This is a genomic window from Massilia alkalitolerans DSM 17462, from assembly GCF_000427785.1.
Taxonomy (GTDB): domain Bacteria; phylum Pseudomonadota; class Gammaproteobacteria; order Burkholderiales; family Burkholderiaceae_D; genus Telluria; species Telluria alkalitolerans.
In genome coordinates this window covers 43,624-61,074 of sequence record NZ_ATYR01000007.1, presented here as the reverse complement: position 1 = coordinate 61,074, position 17,451 = coordinate 43,624, and the positions used below count along the sequence as shown (strand labels likewise).

The window sequence follows — 17,451 nt, the reverse complement described above, 5'->3', positions numbered from 1 at the left end:
GTAGTCGGACTACAAATGCACTTTGAAGCAGCATCCGGCGTGAAAGATGCACCATGTCGGTGCACACCTGAAAGCTACAGGGTGATCGAGGACTAAGAAAATTCCTCAAGGAAAAGTTTTCGGATAAGCGAATCTGTACTTTGACTAGATTCCGAACAGGCAATGTATTTGTACCATGTAGTCGCTTCATAGTATTCTCGCCGCAACACAACCAAGCGCGGCGACACTCTTTCCTCCTGATTCGGCTGAAAACTGTAGTCTGACTACGCAAGCGTATTCAAGCTGCATACAGGTGGCGTAGAGAAGCCCAAGAGACCCATGAAACTTTTCTTCGCCACTTTGCTGGTCGGCAGCGCCGCCCTGAGCCCCTTCGCCGCCCAGGCCCAGTCTCCCGCGATCGCCCACATGGAGCCGCCGTTCTGGTGGGTCGGCATGCAGCACAAGGGATTGCAGTTGATGGTGCATGGCGAGCGTATCGCCGACCTGGAACCTTCCCTCGCCTATCCGGGCGTGCGCATCGCCTCGGTGACCCGGGTACCGAGCAGGAACTACCTGTTCATCGATCTCGAGATCGGCCAGGACGCGCGGCCGGGCAAGTTCGACATCGTGTTCAAGGGCGCGGGCCGCCAGGCCTCCTATGCCTACCAGCTGCTGGCGCGCGAGCCCGGCTCGGCGCAGCGCCAGGGCTTCACCAGCCGCGACACGATCTACCAGGTGATGCCGGATCGCTTCGCCAATGGCAACCCTGGCAACGACAGCATCCCGGACACACTGGAGAAGGCGAACCGCGCGAACGGCTCGGGGCGCCATGGCGGCGACATCCAGGGCATCATCGACCGCCTCGACTATATCCAGGGCATGGGCTTCACCCAGCTGTGGCCGACGCCGCTGGTCGAGAACAACATGCCGGCCTACTCCTACCATGGCTACGCCGCCACCGATCATTACCGCATCGATCCGCGCTATGGCAGCAACGAGGACTTCCGCCGCCTGTCGAACGAGGCGAAGAAGCGCGGCATCGGCCTGATCCAGGACGTGGTGCTGTCGCACATCGGAGCAGAGCACTGGTGGATGAAAGACCTGCCGACCCCGGACTGGGTCAACTACGGCGGCAAGTTCGTCCCGACCCAGCACCACCGCGTCGCCGTGCAGGACCCGTATGCCTCGAAGGAAGACGCCGACAACTTCACGCGCGGCTGGTTCGTCGAGAGCATGCCGGACCTGAACCAGTCGAACCCGCTGGTGGCGAACTACCTCATCCAGAACAACATCTGGTGGATCGAGTACGCCGGACTGGCGGGACTGCGGATCGACACCTTCGGCTATTCGGACGGCGCCTTCCTGAGCGAATACACGCGGCGCCTGATGGCCGAATACCCGAAGCTGAACATGGTCGGCGAAGAATGGAGCAAGCTGGTGCCGGTGGTGGCGCGCTGGCAGCGCGGCAAGGACAACTTCGACGGCTATTCGGCCTCCACCCCGAGCCTGATGGACTTCCCGCTGGCCGAAGCCATGCGCACGGCACTCAGCGACAACAAGGGCGGCAACGTCTTCACCGACGTGTATGAAACGCTTTCGCTCGACTACCTGTACCCGGAACCGGGCAACCTGGTGCTGTTCGAGGCCAACCACGACGTCTCGCGTATCTGGAGCGTGGTGGGCGAAGACTTCGACCGCTACCGGATGATGATGGTGTTCCTGATGACGATGCCGCGCATCCCGCAGCTCTACACGGGCGACGAGATCCTGATGACCAGCGCCACCAGGGAACGCGACGATGCCAGCTACCGGCGCGACTTCCCCGGCGGCTGGGCCGGCGACCGGATCGATGCCTTCACCGGCAAGGGCCTCACGGCGCAGCAGCGCGCGGCCCAGGAGCTGGTGCGCAAGCTGGCCAACTGGCGCAAGGGCCAGTCCGTCATCCACCACGGCAAGCTGATGCACTACGGCCCGCGCGACAATACCTGGGTCTACTTCCGCTACGACGGGGACAAGAAAGTGCTGGTCGCCTTCAACAACAACCCGAAGGAGATGGTGCTCGACACCCACCGCTTCCGCGAGATGCTGGCCGGCGTGGCGGGCGGCGTCGATGTCCTGAGCGGCAAGCGTTTCGAACTGGGCAAGGAGCTGCGCCTGCCGGCGAAGGCAAGCCTGATCATCGAACTGGAGGCGGCACGATGAAGCGCAGCCTGCTGGCCACCGCCGCCTTCCTGGCCTGCCTGGGCGCGAGCGCACAGGACAAGGAACTGTATATCCGCGGCGCCTTCAACGGCTGGGGTACCGACAACGCCCTTGCCCACAAGGGCCAGGGCGTCTACGAAGCCGACATCCTGGTCAGTCCCGGCAACCATGCCTTCAAGGTGGGCAGCCGCGACTGGAGCGACGAGTGGGTGCTTGATGCCAACCAGAGCGTGACGGTGGCGCCGGGCACGCCCTACCGGCTGGAGACCCAGGCCGGTCCGGAAGACTATCTGTTCGTGCGCCAGACCGGCACCTACCGCTTCACGGTCGACGCCTCCAACCCGGCCGCGCCGAGCTTGCGCGTGCTGCGCCTGGAGACGCCGCAGGCGGCCAGCGCACCCGATCCGCACGCAGGTCGCGAGGCCGTCGCGACGCTCGACTTCCCGACCTGGGACGGCAAGCAGGAAACTGCGCGCTTCTCCTCGCCCGATCCCGGCGCCGAGCTGCGGCGCTATGCCCACTCCACCACCCTCAGCCTGCGCGACCCGGGACCGCAGCACAGCGAGTATGCCGAGCAGCCCGGCCTGCCGCGCATCCGCAGCGGCAACCTGGCCTTCGATGCCCTGTTCGCGCTGGCCGGTTCCGAGATGCGCCTCGACGCGGTCAGCCAGATCCGCGACGGCAACTACAACGGCGGCGCCGCCATTGCCTGCGAGTGTTTCGCGACCGGCGAGAAGTGGCATTACGTGTGGACGCGCGACCTGTCGTATGCGGCCGACCTGGGCCTGGCCCTGCTCGACCCGCAGCGGGTGCGCAACTCGCTTGAATTCAAGTTGTCCGGCTGGCGCAAGGGCCTGCCGATCGCGCCCCAGGTCGCGGGCAAGGGTTACGCAACTGAGGACGGTCTGCAGATCGTGCAGGACACCGGCAGCGGCGGCAGCTGGCCGGTCAGCACCGACCGCGTCACCTGGGCCTTCGCGGCCGAGGAAACCCTGCGCGCCCTGCCCGCCGCCGAGCGCGCCCCGTTCGCGCGGCGCGCGCTGCAGGCGCTCTCCAACACGATCGAGAACGACCGCATCGCCGCTTTCGACGCAAAGACCGGCCTGTACATGGGCGAACAGTCCTTCCTCGACTGGCGCGACCAGAGCTACGCCGCGTGGATCCCGAACGAGCTGGCCTTCATGTCGACCTCGAAGTCGCTGTCGACCAACGTCGGCCATTATCAGGCCCTGAAGCTGGCATCGACCCTGGCGCGCGAGCAAGGCGACCAGGCCCGGGCGGAGCGCTACGCCAAGTGGGCCGCCGCGCTGACCCGCGCCATCAACACCCGGCTCTGGCTGGACGATGCCGGCATGTACAGCAGCCTGACGGCCGGCCACCTCGACGGTGCGCCGCTGCACAAGTTCGACTGGCTCGGCCAGTCGCTCGCCATCATCAGCGGCGTCGCCAGCGAGGAGCGCGCGCGCTCGATCCTGGCGCGCTACCCGCACGGACCGATGGGCGCGCCGGTACTCTACCCGCAGCAGCCGGACATGCCGGTCTACCACAACCGCGCGCTGTGGCCCTTCGTCACGGGCTACGGGCTGCGGGCGGCCAGCCACGCGAAGAACGTGGCCGTGGCCGATGCGGCCTACGACTCGCTGATGCGCGGCGCGGCGCTCAACATGTCGAACATGGAGAACCTCGAATGGCTGTCCGGCCAGCCGCTGCTGCTCGACGAACGCAAGCCGAACCTGATCGGGCCGGTAATCAACTCGCGGCGCCAGCTGTGGTCCGTGGGAGCCTATCTGGGCATGGTGGTGGGCGAAGTGTTCGGGGTATCGCTCCAGGACGATGCCCTGGCCTTGCGCCCCTTCGTCACCGCCAAGCTGCGCCGCGAGACGTTCGCGGCATCGAACGAGATCGCCCTGCACGATCTGCGCCTGCACGGCAAGCGCGTCGACGTACGCCTGCGGCTGCCGGCGGCGAGCCGGGAAGACGGCTACTACCTGGTCGAACAGGTCCTGCTGAATGGCCAGGCAAGCGGCGACCGCATTCCCCTTGCGCGGCTCCAGGAGCGGAACCAGGTCGAAATCGTGCTCGGCCGGCTGGCGCCCGGACAGCAGGACATCCGCCGCGTGAAGGACGATCCGTATGCGGACGGCGGCGCCACCTTCGGCCCGCGCGAGCCGGCGATCACGGCATTGAAGCGCGACGCCAAGGGCGTGACGCTGCAGATCGCGGGCGCTCCGGGGGAACAGGACGTGAGCTACAGCGTGTACCGCGACGGCAAGCGCGTGGCCGAGGGCCTGCCCGCGGGCAGCTGGCTGGATCGATCCGCGGGCGCCTTCGGCTGCTATGCGGTGGAGGCACGCGCCACCGCCAGCGGCAACCGCAGCCACCACAGCGCCCCGCGCTGCGTCGATGCGGGCATCGAGGTCGGCGTCACCGACCCGCGCACCGTCTCCAACGTCAAGCTTGCCGCGCCGAACACGCGCTTCCCGGCTTCCCGCCTGGAAGCCTGGGGCCAGCCCGGGGACCGCTTCGCCGTCGAACGCATCGCCATTCCGGCCGCCGGCAACTACCAGGTACAAGTGCGTTACCACAACGCCGCCAACCAGGTGAACCTGGGGATCAGCGGCGGCGTGAAGTGGCTGGCCGTGAAGGACGGACGCGGCCGGATCGTGGCCCAGGGCGTGGTGCAGCTGCCGCATGCGCCGCTGGCGAAGGCGGATACGCCGACGGTGTATTCGACGCCGCTGGCTGCGCGCTTGGGACGCGGCAGCTACCGCGTCGAGATGAGCGACTTCTACAATATGAGCTATCTCGACAGCAACAGCAGCTTCAGCGCGGCGGGTGGCCTCACGGGACCGTCGAACCGCTTCGACATCTATGGGGTCCGCCTGCTCCGGACGAATTAGCGTAGGGTGCACGGCTCTGCCGTGCGCGCGTTCAGCTCCGCTATGCGCTGCGACGAAGCTTCCGGCGGTTGAACGCGCGGTCGGCAAAGCCGACCACCCTACGTGTCAAGCGGCTTCGGCCTCACCTGGAACCGGCCGCGCCTCCTTGCGCGACGGTCCCTGCGTCATCAGGAGCAGCCGCCCTTCCAGCACGCGGAACTCGAGCGGCATCGCCATTGTCTCCACTTCGCCGTCGGCCGCGACCTTCATGCGCTTGCGGCCGTAGACCGAGGGCGTGCGCACCAGCAGGCGCTTGAAGGCGAAGGCTTCGACCTCGTTGTCGTCGCCCAGGCGCCCCAGCATGCCGCGGACCAGCAGGCGCAGCAGGCCCAGCTTGCCCATGGGCCTGGGGGCGATGCCGACCAGCTGCCCGTCTTCCACCGCCTCGATCAGGCCGTCGCGCATCCCGACCTGCTCCAGCTGCAGGCGATTGTTCCCTACAAACAAGGTCGTGGTGCGCAGGCGCCGTTCCTTGCCGTCGAGCTCGAGAGTGATGCGCAGGTGGCGGTGCGGGCGCAGCGCGATCTTGATGGCCGAGAAGAAGGCGACGACACGGCTGCGCCCGTAATGGCGCTTGTCGTGCTCGCGCTCCTCGAGCAGTTTCGGGTACAGGCCGACGCTGGCATTGACGAGGAAAATCTTGTTGTTGAGCAGGCCTACCTGCACCGGCTGCAGCTTCGCCCGCAGCAGCGCGTACACGGCTTCGGCCAGGTCTTCGGGAATGCCGTGGGTGCGGCCGAAATAGTTGAATGTTCCTTGAGGCAAGACGCCGAAGGGGCAGCCTGCCAGCACCGCTTCGTGCGCCACCGTGTTGATGGTGCCGTCGCCGCCCGCCGCCACCAGGATGCCGCCTTCGGCCGTGGCGCGCGCCGCCATGCTGTGCGCCTTCGCGGTCAGCTCGGCCGGATCGTCGACCAGTTCCAGGGTGCAGCTGCGCCCGGCGGAGGCCAGCACGCTTTCGATGGTCGAGCGCCGCAGCTCGGTCTCGGAATGGCCGGATCCGGCGTTGAGGACGATGAAAAACGGCGCATCGGGACGTGGCTCGGTGATCGGCATCGGTGCTTCGCTTGATCGGTTGGTGGACGGATGTGCAGCGCAATCCTACCACCACCGCCCTGCCGCACAAGGTGCGCCAGCGCGCCTACAGGAGGTCCATGCCGTACAGGTTCAGTTCAGGCTCGCCCGCCACCACAACCCGCGTTCCCTGGAAGCACATTCCCAGTCTGAGCAGCAGCGCGATCGAGGCCGCATTGCCCGGTGTGGTGATGGCCACCAGCCGCGGGATGCCGAGCGCGCGCGCGTGCGCGACCACGGCCCGGGCGGCTTCGAAGGCATAGCCCTGGCCGCGGTAGCGCGGCAGGAAGGCGTAGCCGAGGTCGACGTCTTCCAGCGCGTCGCGCTTGATCAGGCCGGACAGGCCGACCGGCACGGCCGCGCCGTCCTCCCCGAACGCTTCGACCATGTACATGGAATGGCCTCGCGCGCGCTGCATCGCCACCGGCCCCTCCTCGATCGATTTCACCGCGGCCTCGAGGGTGCGCACGCCGCGGTCGCCGATATGCTCGATGAAGGCGGGGTCGTTGAACAGTTCCAGGAACACGGCGGCATCGCCCGGCGCCACCAGGCGCAGGCGCAGGCGTTCGGTGCGCAGGACCTCCAGAGGATGGCGGGTCACGCGTCCACCGTCGGCCAGTGGTCCGGGTCCTGCAGCAGCTGATACATGACGTAGGCGTCCACGTAGCCGAGGCGCTTGTGGCGGTAGGCCTTGGGCAGGGTGCCGACGATCGAGAAACCGAGCTTCTTCCACAGCCGGATGGCGGCGGTATTGGTGCTCACGACGTAGTTGAACTGCATGGCGAGGTAGCCCATGCGGCGCGCCTCCGCGAGGCTGTGCTCGCCGAGCAGGCGTCCGACGCCGGCCCCTTGCGCCGAGGGACTGACCATGTAGGACGCATTGGCCACGTGGTGGCCGCGCCCGGCCTGGTTCGGCACCAGGCGGTACATGCCGAGCACGCGCGCGCCGCTGGTCGCAACAAACGACGTCACCTCGGGGTCGAGCCAGTAGGCGTGGCCCGCCTCGCGCGAGATGGCGGTGGTGAAGGGATAGGTTTCGCCGGCCGCGACGTGGGCGCAGAAGATGCTCCACATCGCATCGAAATCTTGCTCGCCGGCGGGGCGGATCTGGATGTCTATCACGGCTGTCGGGAACAGGGTACCGAACTCGAAAGCGTTCTATTCTAGCCGCAAATTGTCATGGATTACACGAATCGTGCGCGGCTTTTTCTGGCTTATTTCGGGGCCTGCTGGGGCATCCTGAAATCCGTGGCGGCAGGCCGTCCGGGCAAGTGCAGGCTCACCCGGGCGGACGGCGCCTCCGCGACCACGGCGCCGCGCCGCACCACCAGCTTGCGCGCGGCGCGCAGGCGGATCGCCTCGATCGTGGAGCCGGCGTCCAGCAGCACCAGGTCGGCCCAGCAGCCCGGCGCCAGCCCGTAGCCCTCCAGGCCGAGGATGCGCGCCGGGGTCTCGGTCACCGCCAGGAAGCACTGGTGCATCGCCTCCACCCCGGTCATCTGCGCCACGTGCAGTCCCATGTGCGCGACTTCCAGCATGTCGCCGGAACCCATGCCGTACCAGGGGTCGAGCACGCAGTCGTGGCCGAAGGCGACGTCGACGCCGGCCGCCAGCAGTTCCGGCACCCGGGTCATGCCGCGCCGCTTCGGATAAGTGTCGTGGCGCCCCTGCAGGGTGATGTTGATGAGCGGGTTGGCGATCGCCGCGACGCCGCTTTCCGCGATCAGGGGCAGCAGCTTGCTCACGTAATAGTTGTCCATCGAGTGCATCGAGGTCAGGTGCGATCCAGCCACCAGGCCCTGCATGCCGAGGCGCCGGGTCTCGGCCGCCAGGGTTTCGATGTGACGCGACATCGGGTCGTCGGTCTCGTCGCAGTGCATGTCCACGCGCCGGTCCTGCTGCGCCGCGAACTCGCACAGCAGGCGGATCGATTCGGCCCCGTCGGCCATGGTGCGCTCGAAGTGCGGGATGCCGCCGACCACGTCGACGCCCATCGCGATCGCGCGTTTCAGGTTGTCGAAGGCGCCGGGGCTGCGCAGCAGGCCGTCCTGGGGGAAGGCCACCAGTTGCAGGTCGAGGTAGGGCGCCACCTGCTTTTTCACCTCCAACAGCGCCTCGACAGCCAGCAGGCGGTCGTCGCAGACGTCGACGTGGGTGCGGATCGCCAGCAGGCCGCGCGCCACTGCCCAGTCGCAGTAGCGCAAGGCACGCTCGACGATCGCATCCTGCGCCAGCTGGGGTTTCAGCTCTCCCCACAGGCGGATCCCTTCCAGCAGGGTGCCGCTGCGGTTCACCCGCGGCATGCCGTAACTGAGGGTCGAATCCATGTGGAAGTGCGCATCCACGAAGGGCGGGCTGACCAGGTCGCCGCCGGCGTCGATCTCGCGCGCGCCCTGCGCTCCCAGGCGCTTTTCCACTGCCACGATGCGTTCGCCGTTGATGCCGATGTCGATGCCGCGGCTGCCGTCCGGCAGGGTGGCGTTGCGAATCACGAGATCCATGCGCTCCTCCTTTTGTCCCTCCGATTGTAACGATTTCCTGGAAGACTGGACGGTCAAGCAAAATCCACAAGACCTGATAATGCTGCAGCGCAAGATTTCTATAACTAAAGAATAAAATAAGTGGTTTGCAACACCGGCCATTCATGGCTACACTAGTTATATTGCAGTGCGCCATAAAATGACTGACAAGGAAATCTCATGACTTCAATCAGCGACCAGTTTTCCGCAGTACGCAAGGCCCAGTTCGACGCGCAGTTCGATTTTTTCAATGCCATCGCCAGCCAGACCCTCGAGAGCGCCAGCCGCGTGGCCGCCCTCAATATGGCGGTCTCGCGTGACGCCGTCCAGCGTTCGCTCGGCGCCTCTTTCGCACTGCTGGCCTCGCGCGATCCGCGCGACGTGCTCAGCCTTGGCGGCCAGGCCGAGGAAGGTTTCCGCAGCCTGTTCTCCTATGGCCGCGAGCTGCTCGGCATCGCCGCCGGGGTACGCCCGTATGCCGTGCGTCCGCAGGGTTTGTCGGCGCCACAGGCCATCGAGACCGTGGAAGTGATTGAGCGCGGCGTCGCCGACGCCGAGGCCGCATCGGTCGCCGCCGTCGAATCCGTCGTCGAGGCTGCCGTAGAAGCTGCCCCTGCCGTGGAAGCTGCGCATCCGGTGGCGGCCTTCGCTCCCGTGAGCGAACCGGTCGTGGTGGCCGAGCCGGCAGCCGCGCCCGAGGCAGCCACGGAAGCGCTGGCCGCCGAGCCGGTCCCGGCGGCCGAACCGAAAGCCATCGCCAAGGCGGTCGGCAAAGGGGCCGCGCGCGCGGTCGCCGTTCCCCATCCTGCCGCGGCATCGATGGCCGAGCTCGCCAACAGCGAGGGCAGTGAAGCACCGAAGCTCGTCCCCGCGCCGGCGGTGTCCAAGCGCAAGAAATAAACTTGCAGCACGGACGCGGCTGCGCCAGATTGGCAAAGCGACTACACTAGCGGGCTTCGGCCCGCTAGTCGTTTTTACGCGCCTGGATAGCGCGGGCTGCACCAATCTCAAGGAACAACATGAGTCTCGCAAGGCTGATCGGCGGTTTCGTCCGCCGTCATTGGCATGCCTATGTCTCGTCGGCCTTCATGCTGGCCGGCGTCGCCATCTGCACGGTCTTGATTCCGCGCAAGGTCGGCGCCCTGGTCGACGGCCTGGCGGCGCAAAGCCTCGACCAGGACGCGCTGCTGCTCGGGCTGGCCCAGCTGCTCGGCCTGGGCGTGGCCATCTATGTGCTGCGGGTCGGCTGGCGCATCCGCCTGTATTCGGCCGCCTACAACCTGGGCGTCGAGCTGCGCACGCGCCTGTACGCGCGCCTGGCTGCGCAGGGCCCCGGCTTCTACCAGCGCCAGCGCACCGGCGACCTGATGGCGCTCGCCACCAACGACATCGACGCCATCGAGATGGCGGCCGGCGAGGCGATGCTGGCCGGCTTCGACGGCACCCTGACCCTGGTCATGGTGCTGGGCATCATGACGCTCGGCGTCGATGCGCGCCTGGCCGCCGTCGCCCTGCTGCCCTTCCCGCTGATGGCCTTCGCGTTCTGGCGCATCTCGCGCCAGGTGCACACGGCAGAAGCCGATGCGCTCAAGCGCTTCTCGGCGCTCAACGACCACGTGCAGGAATCGTTGTCGGGCGTGCGCACCCTGCGCGCCCTCGGCCTGGAAGCGCGCAGCGCCGACCAGTTCAGCGACCTGGCGGGCAAGGCTGCCGACGCCAGCCTGAATGCCCAGCGCTGGGAGGCGGCCTACGAACCGGCGGTCGGCCTGACCCTGACCGCGGCCACCGGCCTGACCCTGGGCCTGGGCGGCTACCTGGTCTGGAACGGCCAGCTCACCGTGGGCGCGCTCACCAGCTTCTCGATGTACCTGGGCCAGCTGATCTGGCCGATGTTCGCGGCCGGCTGGGTGCTGTCGCTGATCGAGCGCGGGCGCGCCGGCCTGGCGCGCCTGCAGCCGCTGCTGGACGCGCCGCTCACGGTGCAGGACAGCGGCACCTTCGAACAGGTGGGCCGGGGCCCCTTGGTACTCGAGGGTGTCGGCTTCGCCTACGGGGAGGCCGGGCGCCCTGCCCTCGACGACGTATCGGTGCGGGTGGAGCCGGGCCAGACCCTGGGCCTGGTGGGTCCGACCGGCGCCGGCAAGTCGACCCTGCTGCGGGTGCTGCTGCGCCAGGCCACGCCGCAGCGCGGCACGGTCACCTGGGCCGGCCACGCGCTGGAGGACTACCGGCTGGACGCCCTGCGCGCAGCCATGAGCTGGGTGCCGCAGGAATCCTTCCTGTTCTCGGCCACCATCGCCGAGAACATCGCGCTGGCCCGCCCCGGCGCCGCGCGCGCCGAGATCGAGGAAGCGGCCAAGATGGCCTCGATCCACGACGACATCCTGCGCTTCCCGTACGGCTACGACACGCCGGTGGGCGAGAAAGGCATCACCCTGTCCGGCGGCCAGCGCCAGCGCGTGGCGATTGCGCGCGCCCTGCTGGCCGACAGTGCCCTGCTGCTGCTCGACGACGCCCTGTCGGCGGTGGACACCGGCACCGAGACCCGCATCCTCGAGCATCTGGAAGAATTGCGCGCGGCCCGCCCGGAACGTGCGGCGATCATCGCCAGCCACCGCCTGTCGAGCGTGGCCGGGGCCGACCACATCATCGTGCTGCGCGAGGGCCGCGTCACGGAATCGGGCACCCACGACGAACTGCTGCTGCTCGACGGCTGGTATGCCAGCCAGTGGCGCTATCAACAACTGGAGGCCAGCATCGATGCAGAGTGATACCAACCAGGTCCCGATGCGCGCGCAGACCGCGCAGGCGGCCAGCCTGTTGCGCCGCGCCGCCGACCCCGACCGCCGCCACCTTTACTGGGCCACGTTCTGGCTGGTCATCGCCGCCGCCCTCGAAGTGCTCGGCCCCCTGCTCGGCAAGGCGCTGATCGACGACCACCTCCTGACCCGCAACCTGGACTGGACCCGCATGTCGCTGCTGCTCGGCGGCCTGGTGGTCACCGGCTGGGTCTCGTCCTGGATCCGCTACCTGCAGCTGATCCGCCTGTCGGGCCTGGCGATGCGCTCGGTGCGGCGCCTGCGCGAATGGGTCTACGGCCACGTGCTGCGCCTGCCGATGGCCTTCTTCGACCGCGCCATCACCGGCCAGCTGGTGAGCCGCGTGACCAACGACACCGAGGCGGTCAAGACCCTGTACATCCAGGTGCTGTTCGTGATGCTCGATTCGAGCATCGTGCTGGTCGGCACCTTGATCGCCATGGCCTGGCTCGACTGGCGCCTGATGCTGGTGGTACTGGCCCTGGTGCCGGCGGTGGTCGGCATCGTCTGGCTCTACCAGCGCCTGTCGGCGCCGGCCGTCACGCGCGCCCGCGCCCTGCGCAGCGACATCAACGGCCAGATGGCGGAATCGATCGGCGGCATGAGCGTCCTGCAGGCCAGCAATGCTCAGGGGCGCTTCGGCGAGCGCTTCCTGCACACCAACCGCTCGCACCGCAAGGCGCGCCTGGCCGAACTGAAGGCCAACGCCTTCCTGCTGCGCCCGGCCCTCGACCTGCTCAACGTGGTGCTGCTGACCATCGTGATCTACGGCTTCGGCCAGCGCCAGATGAACGCGGTGGAAGTGGGCGTGCTGTACGCCTTCATCAGCTACATCGCGCGGGTGGTCGAGCCGCTGATCCAGATCACCATGCAATTCAGCGGCCTGCAGCAGGCGGTGGTCGCCACCGCGCGCGTCTCCACCCTGCTCGACGAGGCCGGGGCGGCCGAACATGCGCAGGGGCGCGTCGGCAACGAGGCGGCGTTCGACGCGAAGGCGCCGGCGGTGCGGGTGCGCGACGTCAACTTCGCGTACGTGGAAGGCCAGCGCGTGCTGCACGAGCTCTCGCTCGACATCCCGCAGGGCGCCTTCTTCGGCATCGTCGGCCACACCGGCAGCGGCAAGTCGACCCTGCTCTCGCTGCTGCTGCGCTACTACACCGCGGACGAAGGCAGCATCGAGATCGGCGGCCTGCCGCTGGCCTCGATCGGCAACGAGCGCTTCCGCAACGAGGTGGGCCTGGTGCCGCAGGATCCCTTCATCCTGGCCGCCACCGCGCGCGAGAACATCGACATGGGACGCGGCCTGCCGCTCGCGCGCATCGAGCAAGCGGCGCGCGCCGCCCACGCGCACGGCTTCATCGCGGCGCTGGAACAGGGCTTTGATACCCAGCTGGGCGAAGGCGGCTCGCGCCTGTCCTCGGGGCAGAAGCAGCTGCTGGCGATCGCGCGCGCACTGGCGGGCGAGCCGCGCATCCTGCTGCTGGACGAGGCGACCTCGCGCATCGACAGCGCCACCGAGCAGATCGTGCAGGAAGCGCTGGAGGAACTGCGCGGCAAGGTGACCATCATCGCGATCGCGCACCGGCTGTCGACCATCCGCTCGGCCGACCGCATCATCGTGCTGAACCACGGCCGCATCACCGAAGCCGGCTCGCACGAGGACCTGATGCGGATCGAAGGCGGCCTGTATCAGCGCCTGTATTTGCTGCAACAGATCGCGATTTAATCCCTCGGCGCCGGCACCAGGCGCCGGGCGTCGCGGCGCCGGATCTCGTCCGCCACCTGGCTCGCCAGCCGGTCGAGCGCCGCGAAATGGGCGCCCAGTCCCTGCTGCAGGGCCGCGGGGACGCTGTCGGCGCACCAGCCGAGCATCATGCACAGTTCCAGGGTGCGCGGCGCCCCCGGCCCGCAATCGGCGCCCAGGCGGCAGGCGAGCAGCGCGCCCCCGAAGGGGACGCCGCGCGCGGTCGAATCCTGTTCGTCGCTGCTTGGTGTCCGCTCATGGAAGACCGGGGACACCAGCGAGGCGATCACGTCCGGGTTGCCCTGCTCGAAGGCCGCCAGCAGCATCCGCGCCCGCCCCTCCGGCCCATCCGCGGCCAGGTAGTCGAACATGCTGCCCAGGAGCGGATCGGTGTCCAGCCCGAGGTTGCGGGCGGCGCCCAGCTCGCGCTCGGCGTCTTCCATGCCCTCCGGGGTGAAGTCGCAGCGCCGCAGCAGTTCCTCGGCGGCGGCGCGGCGCGGCGCCGGCAACGCCGGCAGGGTCTGTTCGAGGGCGCGGCGGCAGGTTTCCAGCACGTTCGACGCATAGAAATAGGCGCCGCTGCCGGGTTTGCGCATGGCTTCGTAGAAGAACACGCGCAGGTTGGGGGCCTGCACGAACCTGGCGTGCAGCTCGCGCCACGAGGCCGGCGGCTGCTGCGCCGGCGCAGCCGGCGTCATGGGGGCGGTCACCGCAGGGGGCGCCGGCCTGGCGGCAGGCGCCGGCATGGCGTGTGGGCGAGGGACGGCGACGCTGACTGGTTGCGGCGAAGGAAGGGTCAGCATCACCACGCCGGCCAGCAGGCCAGCCAGGCCGGCGCCGATGGCTAGTTCACGGATGCGCATAGCGCTGGCAAGGCATTCTTCATTGCCGGCATGGTAGCAGCATGGAGGCCGGCTAGACGCGGCTCCAGTTGAAGCAGCCCGCCGGCACGCCTGCCCCGCTCACCAGCAGCGCGCCGTGCCGGTAGAAACCCCAGCGCCGCTCCTCGGGCACCGCGACCACCACCACGCCCATCGCCCGGTCGCTCCACACCAGGCGCGCATCGAGCGCGTCGAGCGCCGCGAACACCTCGCGCGGCCCGGCGCCGGGATGGAACACCACGGTGGCGAACCCGGTCTGCGCCGGCGGCACCAGGGCCCAGGCGCCGGCGCCCGAGGTCAGGGCCAGCAGCGCCAGCATCGCGGCCGTGCCTTGCAGGCCGGGGCCGCCGTGACGCCGCAGGCGCAGGCCGAGTGCGAGCGGCGCCAGGCCGAACAGCGCCAGCCACAGCAGGTCCCACAACAGCGGATCGTCGCTGTCGACGCGGATGCGGTGGATCTGCAGCAGCCAGTGGGACAGCAAGGTGTCGACCACGTGCCAGAGGCCGAAGCCGACCAGCACCGCTCCCACCAGCGGCCAGCCCCACTGCCCCGCGCCGCGGCGGTGCAGGCGCCACAGGCCGGCCAGACCAACGAGCGCGATCACATACATCAGCGCATGGAACCAGCCGTCCCACAGCACCTGCATGCGCAGGTCGTCGATGCCCGGCACCAGGCTGAGCAAATGGTGCCACTGCAGGATCTGGTGCAGCAGGATGCCGTCGAAGAAGCCGCCGAGCGCAAAGCCGAGCACGGCGCCCCAGCGGAACCACGGTGTTTTCCACATCGCATCACCTCGCGTCGAAACGGGACGGCCAAGTATAGCCCGTCCGTTTTCAGGCGCCTGCACCCTTCGCGAGGTCTAGCCGCGCCGGCTCCAGGCGACGCCTGCCGCCACCGCCGCCAGCCCGGCCGCGAGGAAACCGCCGGCCGACTGCAGGCTGGCGTCGCCATGGAATCCCACGGCATCCATCATGGCCATGCCCTTGGTCTGGATCATCACGTAGAAGCCGAACAGGAACAGGCCGAGGAACAGGCGCGGCGCGCGGCTCAGCTGCCCGAACAGGGCGGCGCAGCCGGACAGCGCCACCAGGCCGCCCAGCAGGGCGAAGGCGCGCACCGGCTCCACGGGGCTCCAGCGCAGCGCGATCAGCCCCATGAACAGGAGGCCGAGCAGCAGCGCGGCGGCCCACTGGCGCAGGAAGCGGCGGCGGATCCCGCCCGGCACGGCGGCGCTCAGGCTGTCGCAGCCGGCACTGGTGTCGCGCGTAGTGCTCTCGCTGCACAGGATGCCCCAGAACACCACGGCACCGGCCAGCAGGCCGGGCAGGACCACGCTTGGGAGCACCAGGCCGCCGATGAAGCAGACGGCGAGCGCCAGGATCGCGCTGGGCGCCGACACCAGCACCAGGGCGGCATCGGCCAGCACCTGCCCGCCCGGGCCAGGGGTGCGCGCGGCCAGGCGCATCAAGGGCGTCACCAGCCGCGCCAGCGGACGCAGCCAGCCGTCGAGCAGGGCCAGGGGCGAACGGCGCCGGCGCGCCCTGCCGGCCTTGACGCGGTCCGGCGAGAAGCGGTGGAACAGCAGGACCGCCGGCAGCAGCGGCAGCAGCGCCAGCGCAGCCGACAGGAAGCGGTCGCGCACCATGGCCGTGGTCCACATCCATTGCGGCAGGGTGTGCGGCGGCAGCGCCGCATCGAAATTCATCATGCCGATGCCCAGGAACTGCGTGTCGACCTGGCTGCGCAGGCCGGCCATGGCGTGCGCCAGGCCGGTGAAATCGAGCCAGGCCAGCGTGGACGCCGCGCTGCCCTCTTCCACCGCGGCGCCGAGCGACAGCATCGACATCCACACCACGAAATACAGCAGGTCGCCGGCCTTGCCCATGAGCGGGCTCCAGCTGTCGCACAGGACGGCGCAGCTGGCGCAGAAGAAGACCATGGGCAGCAGCAGCAAGCCATAGGTCTGCAGGTAGACCAGGAGGTGTATCGGGCCTTCGCCGCGCAGCAGGTGGCAGGCCAGGGTGGTGAGCATGAAGGCGCCGAGCAGCAGCACCAGCGAGCCGACCGCGCCCAGCCAGCGGCTGGCCACCAGCAGCGCGTCGCCGGCCGGGGTGGCGCCGATGACGCCGCCGATGCCGCTCCTCAGGTCTTCGCCGGTGCGCCCGCGCGCCAGGTAGAAGCCGGCAAGGCTGAACAGCAGGGCGCCCATGACGGCGCTGCCCAGCGCCAGCGCCGAGCTGGTGTACAGCACGCGCGCACCGTCCACCACCAGCAGGCTGCTGCCGGTGCGGACATCGCTGATCATGGCCCAGGTGACCGCCACCACCCCCAGCACCGCCGCCAGGGTGGACAGGCGGCGCAGGCGCAGGCGCACCTCGTTCGCCGCCAGCAGGAACAAAGGGTGCGAGCTCATGCCGCCTCCGCCTGCAGCGCATAGCGCTGCGCCATCAGGGCTTCTTCCAGGCTCGGTTCGGCATTGACCGCTCCCAGGCAGGGCAACACGGGGTGGGCGATACGCAGCAGCATGCGCCCTTCCTGGCGCTGGGCCTGCAGCACGTGCACGCGCTCGCGCAGCGCGGCATAGTCGGCGTCAGGCACGCTGGCGCTCCAGATCCGGCCGCGCGCATGCCGCAGGACCGCATCCGGCGTCTCGTGCGCCACCAGCCGCCCCGCGCGCATGATCGCCAGTTCGGTCGCGATGCTCTCCACGTCCGACACGATGTGGGTCGACAGGATCACCAGCTTGCCGAAGCCCAGCTCGGCGAGCAGGTTGCGAAAGCGTAGCCGCTCCTCGGGGTCGAGCCCGGCCGTGGGCTCGTCGACCACCAGGATGTCCGGGTCGTTCAGCAGGGCCTGGGCGATGCCCAGGCGGCGCTTCATGCCGCCGGAGAACGAGGCCGCGGGCCGGTGCGCCTGGTCGTGCAGGTTGACCAGTTCGAGCAGCCGGCGGATGCGCGCAGCGTCGCGCACGCCCTTGAGGGCGGCGAAGTACTGCATGAACTCGAGCGCGCTCAGGTTCGGATAGACGCCGAAATCCTGCGGCAGGTAGCCGAGGCGGCGCCGGATCGCGTCCGGCTTTTTCACGATGTCGCTGCCGTCGAACAGGATCTGGCCGCTGCTCGGGCGCGTCAATGTGGCGATCATCCCCATCAGGGTCGACTTGCCGGCGCCGTTATGGCCGATCAGGCCGACCACGCCCTGGCCCAGGGACAGCGAGACGCCGTCCACCGCTTTCACGTCCTTGCCGAATTGTTTGCTTACCGCGCGCAGTTCCAGCATGTCTCCCCCTTCGCA

The 17,451-nt window shown here is 68.7% G+C and carries 13 protein-coding genes; 5 read left to right on the top strand and 8 right to left on the bottom strand.

Going from position 1 to position 17,451, the window contains the following annotated elements; all coding sequences use genetic code 11:
• Positions 1 to 318: 318 nt before the first annotated feature.
• Both YWC_RS0109355 and YWC_RS0109350 read left to right on the top strand, forming a co-directional pair.
• Positions 319 to 2,181: a glycoside hydrolase family 13 protein gene (locus tag YWC_RS0109355; protein ID WP_027865123.1), complete on the top strand. Its 1,863-nt coding sequence runs from the start codon at positions 319 to 321 to the stop codon at positions 2,179 to 2,181.
• The gene (locus YWC_RS0109350; RefSeq protein WP_027865122.1) at positions 2,178 to 5,081 is read left to right on the top strand and encodes an MGH1-like glycoside hydrolase domain-containing protein; all 2,904 of its coding nucleotides are present in this window, start codon (positions 2,178 to 2,180) and stop codon (positions 5,079 to 5,081) included. Before YWC_RS0109355 ends, YWC_RS0109350 begins: the two co-directional genes overlap by 4 nt.
• A 105-nt stretch (positions 5,082 to 5,186) precedes the next feature.
• Here the strand turns inward: YWC_RS0109350 and YWC_RS28910 are convergent, their stop codons facing one another.
• From YWC_RS28910 to YWC_RS0109330, 4 genes are all read right to left on the bottom strand, one after another.
• On the bottom strand, positions 5,187 to 6,176 hold the full coding sequence (locus YWC_RS28910; protein WP_036213901.1) for a diacylglycerol/lipid kinase family protein: 990 nt from the start codon (positions 6,174 to 6,176) through the stop codon (positions 5,187 to 5,189).
• An 85-nt stretch (positions 6,177 to 6,261) separates the two neighbouring features.
• Positions 6,262 to 6,795 carry a GNAT family N-acetyltransferase gene (locus YWC_RS0109340; protein ID WP_229413062.1) on the bottom strand — a complete coding sequence of 178 codons (534 nt, stop codon included), beginning with the start codon at positions 6,793 to 6,795 and terminating at the stop codon, positions 6,262 to 6,264.
• A complete protein-coding gene (locus YWC_RS0109335; protein ID WP_036213898.1) occupies positions 6,792 to 7,316 on the bottom strand; it encodes a GNAT family N-acetyltransferase in 525 nt (174 codons plus the stop codon). Before YWC_RS0109335 ends, YWC_RS0109340 begins: the two co-directional genes overlap by 4 nt.
• Before the next feature lie 92 nt (positions 7,317 to 7,408).
• Positions 7,409 to 8,695, bottom strand: coding sequence for an amidohydrolase family protein (locus YWC_RS0109330; RefSeq protein WP_027865119.1), 1,287 nt, complete (start codon positions 8,693 to 8,695; stop codon positions 7,409 to 7,411).
• 198 nt (positions 8,696 to 8,893) lie between these two features.
• Between YWC_RS0109330 and YWC_RS28905 the strand changes: the two genes are divergently transcribed.
• The 3 genes from YWC_RS28905 to YWC_RS0109315 all read left to right on the top strand — a co-directional run bounded on the left by YWC_RS28905 (position 8,894) and on the right by YWC_RS0109315 (position 13,258).
• The gene (locus YWC_RS28905; protein WP_051306354.1) at positions 8,894 to 9,613 is read left to right on the top strand and encodes a phasin family protein; all 720 of its coding nucleotides are present in this window, start codon (positions 8,894 to 8,896) and stop codon (positions 9,611 to 9,613) included.
• A 119-nt stretch (positions 9,614 to 9,732) separates the two neighbouring features.
• Entirely contained in the window at positions 9,733 to 11,484 is a 1,752-nt protein-coding gene (locus YWC_RS0109320; protein ID WP_027865118.1) for an ABC transporter ATP-binding protein, read from the top strand.
• Positions 11,474 to 13,258: an ABC transporter ATP-binding protein gene (locus YWC_RS0109315; protein WP_027865117.1), complete on the top strand. Its 1,785-nt coding sequence runs from the start codon at positions 11,474 to 11,476 to the stop codon at positions 13,256 to 13,258. The genes YWC_RS0109320 and YWC_RS0109315 overlap by 11 nt, the downstream gene beginning before the upstream one ends.
• On the opposite strand, the gene YWC_RS0109310 is transcribed toward YWC_RS0109315, so the two are convergent.
• From YWC_RS0109310 to YWC_RS28895, 4 genes are all read right to left on the bottom strand, one after another.
• Positions 13,255 to 14,139 (bottom strand): hypothetical protein, encoded by an 885-nt coding sequence (locus tag YWC_RS0109310; protein WP_027865116.1) that lies wholly within the window; start codon positions 14,137 to 14,139, stop codon positions 13,255 to 13,257. The two genes, YWC_RS0109315 and YWC_RS0109310, sit on opposite strands and share 4 nt — an antisense overlap.
• A 52-nt stretch (positions 14,140 to 14,191) precedes the next feature.
• A complete protein-coding gene (locus YWC_RS0109305; protein WP_027865115.1) occupies positions 14,192 to 14,941 on the bottom strand; it encodes a DUF2243 domain-containing protein in 750 nt (249 codons plus the stop codon).
• 75 nt (positions 14,942 to 15,016) lie between these two features.
• Positions 15,017 to 16,570 (bottom strand): hypothetical protein, encoded by a 1,554-nt coding sequence (locus YWC_RS28900; RefSeq protein WP_036213895.1) that lies wholly within the window; start codon positions 16,568 to 16,570, stop codon positions 15,017 to 15,019.
• Positions 16,567 to 17,436 (bottom strand): ABC transporter ATP-binding protein, encoded by an 870-nt coding sequence (locus YWC_RS28895; RefSeq protein WP_036213892.1) that lies wholly within the window; start codon positions 17,434 to 17,436, stop codon positions 16,567 to 16,569. Before YWC_RS28895 ends, YWC_RS28900 begins: the two co-directional genes overlap by 4 nt.
• Positions 17,437 to 17,451 lie beyond the last annotated feature (15 nt).